General features: G+C 61.5%; 6 protein-coding genes and 1 pseudogene. All 7 read right to left on the bottom strand.

Annotation, left to right across the window (positions count from 1 at the left end; all coding sequences use genetic code 11):
* Positions 1–214: 214 nt before the first annotated feature.
* Positions 215–1,651, bottom strand: coding sequence for a DUF1501 domain-containing protein (locus RMO15_RS10065; protein ID WP_309711457.1), 1,437 nt, complete (start codon positions 1,649–1,651; stop codon positions 215–217).
* Complete coding sequence (locus tag RMO15_RS10060) at positions 1,648–4,128, bottom strand: PSD1 and planctomycete cytochrome C domain-containing protein (protein ID WP_309711455.1); 2,481 nt, start codon at positions 4,126–4,128, stop codon at positions 1,648–1,650. Before RMO15_RS10060 ends, RMO15_RS10065 begins: the two co-directional genes overlap by 4 nt.
* A gap of 38 nt (positions 4,129–4,166) precedes the next feature.
* Positions 4,167–5,627, bottom strand: a complete 1,461-nt coding sequence (locus tag RMO15_RS10055) for a PQQ-binding-like beta-propeller repeat protein (RefSeq protein WP_309711453.1) — start codon at positions 5,625–5,627, stop codon at positions 4,167–4,169.
* A 23-nt stretch (positions 5,628–5,650) separates the two neighbouring features.
* The gene (locus RMO15_RS10050; RefSeq protein WP_309711451.1) at positions 5,651–7,192 is read right to left on the bottom strand and encodes a bifunctional UDP-sugar hydrolase/5'-nucleotidase; all 1,542 of its coding nucleotides are present in this window, start codon (positions 7,190–7,192) and stop codon (positions 5,651–5,653) included.
* 9 nt (positions 7,193–7,201) lie between these two features.
* The gene (lnt, locus tag RMO15_RS10045; protein ID WP_309711450.1) at positions 7,202–8,797 is read right to left on the bottom strand and encodes an apolipoprotein N-acyltransferase; all 1,596 of its coding nucleotides are present in this window, start codon (positions 8,795–8,797) and stop codon (positions 7,202–7,204) included.
* Positions 8,794–10,107, bottom strand: coding sequence for an apolipoprotein N-acyltransferase (lnt, locus tag RMO15_RS10040; RefSeq protein WP_309711443.1), 1,314 nt, complete (start codon positions 10,105–10,107; stop codon positions 8,794–8,796). The genes lnt (RMO15_RS10045) and lnt (RMO15_RS10040) overlap by 4 nt, the downstream gene beginning before the upstream one ends.
* A pseudogene (locus RMO15_RS10035) lies at positions 10,104–10,324 on the bottom strand (hypothetical protein); the annotation flags it as partial. The pseudogene RMO15_RS10035 and the gene lnt (RMO15_RS10040), both read right to left, overlap by 4 nt.

Genomic DNA, 10,324 nt, shown 5'->3' with positions numbered 1-10,324 from the left:
CCCCCCCCCCCCCCCCCCCCCCCCCCCCCCCCCCCCCCCCCCCCCCCCCCCCCCCCCCCCCCCCCGGCCCCGGCCGGGGGGGGGCGGTTGTGCTCTTGCCGTTTCTGCCCCGAGCACCGTCAGCCAGGCAAAAAGCTGGCGACGGCTTAGGGGTAGGGCAACCTCTTGGTCATTGTCTGGCATAGTCACTCTAGTATGCCCTAGTTTGAGCGGCTTATGTCAGGATATCTTTGAGGATTTTTGCTCCCTCGACGCCGGTGAGCTTGGCATCGAGTCCCTGAAACTTATAGGTGAAGGCATTGTGATCTATACCAAGAAGATGCAGCATGGTCGCATGCAGATCGTGCACCGTGGCGATATTCTCCTGCGCCGCATAGCCCAGCTCGTCGGTGGCTCCGTAGACCAGCCCGCCGCGAACTCCAGCACCCGCCACCCAGACCGACATGGCTTTATTATGATGATCGCGCCCCGTGGTGCCTTTGTTGCTCTGCGACATCGGGGTGCGGCCAAACTCTCCCGACCAGACAATCAGTGTGTCCTCGAACATCCCGCGTTGCTTGAGGTCTTTGATCAGTGCGGCGCAGGCTTGGTCCACTTCCTTGGCACGAAGCGGCAGCTCCTCGCGAAGCAGGCTGTGGTGGTCCCAGTCGCGGTGGTAGAGCTGGATAAAGCGCACACCTTTCTCGGCGAGGCGCCGGGCGAGTAGGCAGTTGCTGGCAAAGCTCCCATCACCGAGCTTGCAGCCGTAGCTCTCTAGCGTCTCGGGTTTTTCTTGCGAGATGTCCATCAGCCCCGGCACCGAGGTCTGCATCTGGTAGGCAAGCTCGTACTGCGCGATACGAGTGGCGATCTCGGGATCGTCCACGAAGCTATTGTGGTGGGCATTAAGCGAAGAAATCGCCGCGATATCTGCACCCTGCTGCTCGTGCGTCACGCCTTTGGGGCTAGCGAGATAGAGCACCGCATCGCCCTTGCTGCGAAGCTGGACGCCCTGGAACTTGCTGGGCAAAAAGCCGCTGCTCCACTGCCGCGCCGCAATGGGCTGCGGCGAGCGTCCTGGCCCCAGCGAGGTGAGAACCACAAAGCCTGGCAGGTCTTTGGCAAGGCTCCCCAGCCCGTAGGTAATCCACGAGCCCATACTCGGCCTGCCCGCGATCTGGCTACCCGTGTTCATGAACATGTGCGCGGGGTCGTGGTTGATGGCATCGGTGGTCATGGAGCGGATCAGGCAGATGTCGTCTATCATCGCTCCCGTGTGGGGCAGAAGCGTCGAGAGCTCCGTCTGATGCTTCCCATATTTGGCGAACGCGAACTGTGGCCCAAAGCAGAGGAGCTTCTGCCCCTGGAGCTGCGCCAGCTGCTGGCCCTTGGTGAAACTCTCGGGCATGGGGGCGCCGTGGAGCTGAGCCAGCTTGGGCTTCGGGTCAAAAAGCTCCAGCTGCGACGGCCCCCCCGCCATGGTCAGCCAGATCACACGCTTGGCACGCCCTCCTCCGTGATACCCTCCTCCCCCGGCCCCTCCTCCCGATAACGGGAAAGGAGGGGAGAGAGGGGAGGCCGAGGCACGAGGAGTGAGCAAGCTGCTCAGCGCGAGCGCCCCAAGTCCTTGCGTGGTCTTGCCTAAAAAAGCGCGTCGGGTTAGTTCGTTCATTCTCGTGTTATCGTCTCATGGAGATTCAGAAGCACGCGGCAGACGAGCGTCCAGGCCGCGATCTCGGGCTTATCCGTATTGGCTGGCACCGGAGCCAGCCCGATGGCGAGGACTTCGTCGGCGGCGCTCGGCGTGGCTTTGTAGCGTGCTCGGTGCTGTTCGAGTAAGGCAAGCACGGTGCGCTGCTCGGTGGCATCGGGGTTGCGCTGGAGGGTACGTTGCCAGGCCCACGTGAGACGTATCTCCGCAGGCTGCTGAAGGGCTTGGGTGGCAAACGCACGGGCAGCCTCCACGTAGGTCGGGTCATTCAATAAGACCAGCGCTTGCTGGGGGATATTGGAGCGACCACGATCCGCCGTGCACTCCTCGCGGCTGGGTGCATCGAAGGCGAGCATAGACGGGTGCAAGAAGCTGCGCTGCCACCAGACATAGAGCCCGCGTCGGTACTGGCTCTCTCCGGTGTCCGAGGCATATTTTCGAGGCGGAAAGTTCAGGTTGTCCCAGTAGCCCTCGGGTTGGTAGGGTTTCACACTTGGCCCACCGATTTTTGTCGTCAGGAGCCCCGAGATCGCCAGCGCATTGTCGCGGATCAGCTCCGCATCGAGGCGGAAGCGGCTCTGGCGCGCGTACTCTCGGTTGTCGGGATCGGCGGCGAGGAGTGCCTTACTTGCCATCGAGACTTGCTTGTAGGTGTTGCTCATCACCATGAGCCGTACCATGTGCTTGATATCCCAACCACTGTCCCTAAACTCGCAGGCCAGCCAGTCCAGAAGCGCCGGGTTGGTGGGTGGCTCTCCCTGCGCTCCGAGGTCGTCTAAAACGCGGCTGATCCCGCTCCCAAAGAGCTGCTTCCACTGCCTATTCATCACCGTACGCGCCGTCAGAGGGTTCTCTCGCGAGACCAGCCAGTTGGCAAGATCTAGACGGGTTGCACTCGTTTTTAACCTCTCCCCAACCCCTCTCCCGTGCAGTCGTTCCTCCTTGGGAAAGGGGCTACCCACCCGCGGACTCCCTCCTTTCCCAGTGAGGGACGAGCGCCCGGGAGAGGAGGGTTGGGGAGGAGAGGTTACTCTAGGAGGAGAGGCTAAAAACGCCGGAATCCCCGCCGTAACGGCCTCCCCGGTCTCATCGAGGAAGTTTCCACGGGGGAGAAGACGCACCGTGCGCTTCTTTTCCGTACTCACCGTCACCAGGTAGCGCGTGAGTGTCGCTTCGTAGGCTTTCTTCTCCGCGCCTTTTAGCTCCCCTAGCCGCTTCTCTTGCTCTGGCGTCGTGACGAGCATTCCTGGCTCACGGACTGCCACGATGCCCTCTTGAATATCGGCGAAGAAGGCCCCGAGGCGGAAGAAGTCTTTTTGCGTGATGGGGTCGAACTTATGGTCGTGGCAGTTGGCGCAGCCCGTGGTCTGCCCCAACCACACCGCGCCGACGGCACGCACTCGGTCGGTGAGCATCCGCGCCTCATAGTCCTTGGGCTGGGCACCGCCTTCCTCCGTGGTAAGCAAGAGCCGGTTAAACGCGGAGCCGATGCGCGTCTCTTGGGTGGCATCGGGCAGGAGATCCCCGGCGAGCTGCTCGCGGGTAAATCTGTCGAAGCGCTTGTTGGAGTTGAAGGCTTGGATCACGTAGTCGCGGTAGGGCCAGATATTGCGTGGGTTGTCGGAGTGGTAGCCAATGGTGTCGGCGAAGCGCACCACATCGAGCCAGCTCTGCGCCATCCGCTCGCCGTAGTGGGGACTTGCTAAGACACGCTCGACGAGCTTTGCGTAGGCATCGGGTGCTCTATCTTGCTCAAACGCCGCCACTTCTGCGGGTGTCGGTGGGAGCCCTAGAAGATCGGTGTAGAGGCGGCGAATGAGGATTCGTCGGCTGGCGGTCGGTGAGGGCTTCAGACCCTTGCTTGCAAGACGCTTCTGGATGAGAAAGTCTATCGCGCTCTGGCCCGCGGGAATCTGCGCTTTAACCGGGGCTTCGTAGGCCCAGTGCTTCTGGTAGGCCGCGCCCTCGGCAACCCAGCGCTTCAGCGTCTCTTTCTGCGCCGTCGTGAGTTTCTTATGGCTCTCGGCAGGCGGCATCAGCCCCGCATCGGGCGCGGCAAAGAGACGCTGAACCAACGCGCTCTTTGTGGCCGCGTTGGGCTGGTCAAGCCGGAGATTCGCCTGTCTCTTTCCTGCATCCGGGCCGTGGCAGTAGAAGCAGTTGTCGGAGAGGATCGGGCGGATGTCCCGGTTGAACTCTAGCTTTGCTTGAGGTTTCACCTCCCCCGGCCTCGTCCCTCGGTCACCCCCTCCGGCAAGCGAAGGGGGAGGTTTTGGAGGCTGAATTGCCGCCGCCGTGAGCGTTGCGGCGAGAAAAGCGCACACAATCCCTGCTCGGACATGCCAGGACGGTGAACGTCCGGCTATAGGGCGCGTTCGCGCCGCCTCCTCATTCCTCGTCGGTAAAAACTGAGCGAAGCGAACGGCGGAACGCCCCATTGCCCCACGTTTACCGTGCGGGCTTTCGTTGGGATTTTTCATCCGAGGCAGATCAGCTCCTTCATGGTGCGGTGGTAGAGCTTGCCATTGACCGCCGTTGGGGTGTTGAGGCTCCAGGTCTGCCCCAGTGATCCCAGATCATTGACCGCGAGAATCGCACGCTCGTCCATGGCTTTTGTCTTGCCGTTAAGTACGTAGGTCACGCCGTTTTGCATGGTGTAGTAGAGTTTGCCATCCACGGCGATGGGCGAGCCGATAAAGACCCAGTGCCAGCCATCGCGCTTGGAGCGAGGGTCTTGGGCAATGTCGCGGCCCTGGGAGTTCACGGTCGAGGCGGCGACGGGCTTTTTGTAGATACCGCCGGGTGCGGTGGGAAGCTCCAGATACTCCACCTTGCCCGATGCTAGCTGCACGCGGCCCGCGCAGTAGAGCGGCCCGGTGGGGCCTTGACCGTAGGCGGGCTGTGGGTTCGAAAAACACAGAAACCAGCAGTAGCCGTCAACGATGATGTTTGTAAACCACGCCGGGAAGATTTTTACCTTGCGCTGCTTCAGATTGACCTCGGTCTCCGTGACATACTTTCCGCCATCCCAGGTGTGGAGCGAGACACTCAGATCGAGCGCGATGGTGCGTAGAATCTTCCCCGTCTTGCTCTCCAGCACCGTCAGCTCGGACTTGTCTTCATCAATCCAGACTGCTACTTTTTCATCCCAGTGCATGTTGTAGAGTGCCTTGCCCGTTAGCCCGGTTCGCCAGACCGTTTTGCCATCGGTGAGGCGTGTTAGCGAGAGACCTATTGGTTTCTCGGGGACATCGTGGTGCCCACCACGGCCCTGGAGCACACACGGCACCCCGCTGAGCTTGCCAAAGACCGGCGTGTTGTAGTGCGTCAGCGCGTCTTCTGCCACCCAGAGGACTTTTCCCGTCGCGGCGTCCAGGCCCTTGAGGTAGTTCCACGGGTCGCGCTCGCGCAAGCCATCGCCAGGGTCGCGGGGCTCGCAGCTGAGGAGAACTCCGTTGTCTAAGATCGGCTCGAACTGCTTGTTAAACGGACGGCCCGTGGTCGGCTTCCACTCCCGCCGCCAGAGCACTTTCCCATCACTTGCCTCGCAGCAGGCAATCTGCCCGCTGGAGTTGGTGAACCAGACGCGCTTGCCATCGGTGACCGGTGTCGGCGACGACGAGTCTGAGAAGCCGTAGGCATAGGGGCTGGGCTCGGCGGCCTTGAGATCCACGCTCCAGAGAACCTTTCCGGTCTTCGCGTCTACGCAGTGCCCGGCAATGTCTCCACCCTCTTTTTTCGTATTGCTCGCCGTCTGCACCGCCATGGTGGTGAGATACAGCCGGTCGCCCCAGACCGCGATCCCACTCTGCCCCGTCTCGGGAAGCGTCGTTTTCCAGACAACTCCCTTGCCCTCCGCGACACTCCAAGACACGGGTGCCTTACCCGTCGTTTGCCAGTTCCCCTTAGGCCCGGCAGCCTGTGGCCAATTGCTCATAAGCCACTATTGTGCATCGCCCTCTATTTCCCCTCCTCCGGGAAGGGATTTCCGCCGTCGAAGCGCACGCGGCCATCTTCTTTGACGGTGATGGGAGAGTGCTTCTTGAGGTACTCGACAAGCACGGCGCGGCGGGTGGTGCCGGTTTCTTTACCATCTATTGCGACACGCCGAATCGCGCTGGCGAAGAGATACGACGAGGTCGCGCCCGAGTAGTAGGTGTCGTTGTCTAGCTCTTTACCCTTGAGTGTTGCCCCGACCAGTGTCCAGCCAAAGCGCGAGGTGCCGCGCTGCTTGACGGAGTACCTGAGATTGGCCGAGGGAATAGGGCGCAGCGTGCCGAGGAGTTTCTTCAAATCTCTGCCCTGGATCTTGAAGGTGTAGAGTGCATTGTCAAACGGGTCGAGCGAGACGATATCACCAAATGTAATCTTGCCCTTGAGCAGTGCAGCCCGAACTCCTGCCTGGTTCTCGATATAGAAATCTACACCCGTGGACTCTGCCATCGCATCACAGACCAGGTAGTAGTTGGTGGGCTGGAGATCCTGGTCAGGGGTGTCGGTTAGCTCCGTGGTCGTCTCTCCAACCACGGTGTCGTACTTGGCTTTGATCTTGTCCCAGTAGCCCGCCACCACTTTTGCGGTCGCTGCATCCTCGGGGATTTCTTTGGTGATGGGAATCAGCTTCTCGGTGAACTTGTCTATCTTCCACCTGCCCGCCGCATCGCGCTTGGCCGTGAAGTCCAGCCGCCCCAGCTCCCCGACCCACTGGTGATCTTGCAGGATGATCGTCTCTTTCTCAATTACGCCCACTGGCAGGCGGGTGTGGGAGTGCGCCCCGACAATCACGTCTATGCCCGGAACTTGACGCGCGAGCTGCCGGTCTTCGTCGAGGCCAATGTGCGTGATGGCAATCACCAAGTCCGCCTGCTTGCGTAGCTCAGGCACCAGTGCGGCGGCCACGGTGGCTGGGTCGTCCACTTTGTAGGCCGCTTTCGCCGCCGTGTAGGTCTTGGTGGAGCTCGTCACCAGCCCGAAGAGTGCCACTTTAAGCCCGCCCCACTCTTTAATCACATAGGGCGGCAGGATCGGCTTATTGGCTTTTTTCTCGGTCACGTTGGCGAGTACCAGCGGGAACGTGGGGGTTTTGATCAGCGCCTCAAACTGTGGGACGGTCATGTTGAAGTCATGGTTGCCAAAGACCCCAAAGTCGTAGCCCACGGCGTTCATCGCGGCGTAGTCGGCCTGGGCAAAGAACTCCACGGAGAACGGCGAGCCGTCCATACAGTCGCCCGCATCAATCAGCCAGCAGTTCTTCGCCTCGGCCTTGATCTTCTTGACCAAAGTCGCTCGCCGCGCTATTCCGCCGATATCTTTTGTGTGCGGCATCTTCCCAATGGCGTCTTTCGGCGAGACGCGGCTCGGGTAGGAGAATGGCAATAAGTGCCCGTGCTGGTCGTTGGTGTGGAGGAGCGTGAAGGATTTGGAGCCCTCCTCCCTCCGGCCCCCTCCTCCCGATAACGGGAGGAGGGGGAGAAATAGAAGAGGCAGTAGTGCGCGATTCATGGTGCTATTTTACCGGGGATTGTGCTTCCCCCGCCCGGCTGGGGTTAGGGGGTAGGCCAGCGCTAGCACACTCCCTGCCGCGCAGAGATAAGCCACCAAATCCCCGATCTGGCTGGCGAGGCTCCGCTCAGTGAGCGGAAGGACGCCGCCTGTGAGGGCACCGGTCTTATTCAAGTCGAGGGAATTGACGATCTGGCCGGTCGGAGAGATAATCGCCGAGACCCCCGTTGCAGCGGCGCGGACAATATAGCGGCGGTTCTCAACGGCGCGCGTGATGACAATTCCCAGGTGCTGGTAGGGGCCAGCGGTCTTTCCAAACGAGGAGTCTGAGGTGGGCTGGACGAGAAACTCCGCGCCTTGCTGAACTTCCTGGCGCGCCACCCAGGGAAGGACACTCTCGTAGCAGATGATTGTCCCGACTTTCGTGCCGCCTGCAAGCGTGAAGACAGCTGGCTTGCTTCCGGGAACGTGGTTCCACTCAGGGGTTGCGCCAAACCGAAAGTAGATTGGGCCGAGAACTTCGTAGAGAGGGAAGAACTCACCGCCGGGCACGAGGACTTGTTTGTCGTAGCGCCCGCCTGTACTCCCATCCGGACGAATGTGCCAGACGGTGTTGGTGTGTGGCTTTGCCTCGCCCGCCCCGATCAGCAGGTCGGTTTTCGTCCGAATCGCCAGCTCGGAGAGATACCGACTACGCCACTCCGCCCCCACCAGCGGCCCCGCCGCCGCCTCTGGCCAGATTACCAGATCGGCCTTTGCCTGCTCGGTCAGTGGCGCATAGTCGGGCACGCCGTCGGATGCCTCACGCCCCCCCTGAAGCGCCGCGACAGTAATCCTAGGCTGGGTGGTGGACTTATCGCGGAAATAGCCTTGTAGCGTTAGGTTGAACCCACTAATTCCGATCCCAAGAAAGAGTGCTCCTGCCAGTAAGGCAGGCTTCCACTGCTTGGTTTTCCATGCCTCGGCGAGCAGGCCGTTGACCAAGGCAATCGCAAACGAGAGCAGCCACTGCCCGCCAACACTCACGAGCTGGAGCCAATTAGTACCACCGCCGTGGGCTTGGCTGACGGCGAGGATCATCCAGGGGAAGTTGAGGACGCCGAGGCTACGAATCAGCTCAAAGGTCACCCAGCCTGCCGCGAACGCAAACGGACGAGCAGGAGCGGGAAGCTTTGGGATGGCCCAGCCCGCTAGTGCCGCAAAACACGCGAAAAAGCTCCCCTGAATCGCCGCCAGCCCGATCCATGGGAAGAGCTTGTCGGCAGGGGTGCTGCCATTGAGCTCGGAGATCCAGTAGACGCCCGTGAGAAAGATCGTAAAGCCCAGCCAGAAGCCGTGGCTCCCCCGGTTGGAGCGGGAGAGCTTGAGAGCTAAAGCGACAAAGGGCGTGCCGCCCATAAACTTCTGCATGGCCGGAACGGCCTTTGTAGCGGAGGTACGACGCTCTCCAGCCCCGCCGCTCCAACCGGCGGGGCAGACAAGCGCCAGGTAAAACGGAACCAGTGCCACCCAGGCGAGCGGCCAGAGGTTAAAGTTCGGGAAAGCCAGCACCAGCAAGAGCCCCGAGAGAGGGGCAGATAGTCCGCTCCAGTTACGCCGTTTCACTCGGGCAGTATAGCATGCACAAACAAGATCCCTCGCTTGCCGGGCGCGAGGGCGGCTTGCACCGTGCCATCGGCGGCGATGAGCGTCGTGATTCCCGTTGTGGCCACTTGCGCTACGGGCCGACGGTTCTCTATTGCCCGCACGATGGCTAAGTCCCGGTGCTGGGGCAGCGCGGCGCTCTGCCCAAACGCCTGATCGGAGGTGAGAAAGAGCATAATCTGCGCTCCTGCCTGCGTGTTTTTAGTGGCGACCCAGGGAAAGGCGCTCTCGAAGCAAATCCCAATGCCAATGCGCTGGCCTGTGGGAAGGGTCAAGACGCCGGGACGCTCCCCGTGTCGGTAGCTGTCGTGGTGGATGCCGAATGACGCGTAGATTGGCTGAAGCGCGTGCTGGAAGGGGTAAACCTCGCCAAACGGAGCGAGCCGCTGCTTGGAGTAGCGCCCGCTCTCTTTTCCTGTGCCATCAAAGAGAATCGCGAGGTTCTCAGGGCGGTTGTTCGTGCCGTCTGCGTAGAACCCGACGAGGAGCGGGGTTTTGAGCTCCCGCGCTAGTGCCGAGAGCTGCACGAGGGAGATCGTCGCCTCTGTGGCCGCGCCTTCGGGCCAGACGATCAGCTCCGGGTGGCGCAGAGCGGCCTGTCGCGAGAGCGCGATGTAGTCGTCTGTGGCGCTCTCGTTTGCATGACCTGCCTGGATCAGCGCGAGGTGGAGTGTCGTACTCTGAGACGGTGGCTTTGGGGCACGAAAGAGCAAGAGGGAGAGTGGCAAGAGTAGCGCGAATGCATAGGTTTTTTGGCGGCGACGGAGGCCCTCCATAAGTAGTGCCGAGGTCAGGGCGACAACAAAGGCAAAGCCCGGTGTGCCCAAAAATGAGACGCTTTGAAGGAGTGGAAGCGCCGTCGGGTGGGTGTGGGCGCTGGCCAGAGAAAACCACGGAGCCGCGTAGGTTCCCAGGCCACGTAGCCACTCAAAGAGTGCCCAGAGCAGCGCGAAAGCAACCGGGCGAACGAGCGTCCGAAGACGGGGGAGAAGCAGACCGTTGGCGAGCCCATAGAGCGCAAAAATCGGCGTGGGAAAGAGAGGCAGGAGTAGCCAGAGCGGGACAGCGAGCGCACGAACCCACTGCGCCCCTATGAGATACAGCGCGACACCAAAGAGGTAGGCTGAGAGCGACGTAAACTTTGGCTTTGACTCCGTCAGAAGCGTGTAGAGCAGCCCCGGCACGACCCAGGCGAGGGGCCACAGACCGGCGGGGGGGAACGCTAGCGCTAGCAAGACCCCTGTCAGCAAGGCTAGTACTGCGATTCTCATGCGGGCGGGGGCTGCAAGACGTAGAGAAGGCTGCCCACCTCACCGGGCGCATTGCCTTCGGAGGGCAGAAAAAAGGTCACGACAACGCGGCCATCGGGGAGGGCGCAGGCAAAGGGGTTGGCAAACGAGGTTGAGCCTTTATGGGTCTGAATCGGGATCTTCACGGCGCGGGTGGGGGACGTGGGCATGAGGTAGATCCCCCAGCTCGCCCAGTCGT

Origin of the sequence: Armatimonas sp. (assembly GCF_031410135.1) — a bacterium.
Classification (GTDB): domain Bacteria; phylum Armatimonadota; class Armatimonadia; order Armatimonadales; family Armatimonadaceae; genus Armatimonas.
Note: the sequence above shows the minus strand (reverse complement) of the source record. Positions and strands in the feature narration are given on the sequence as shown.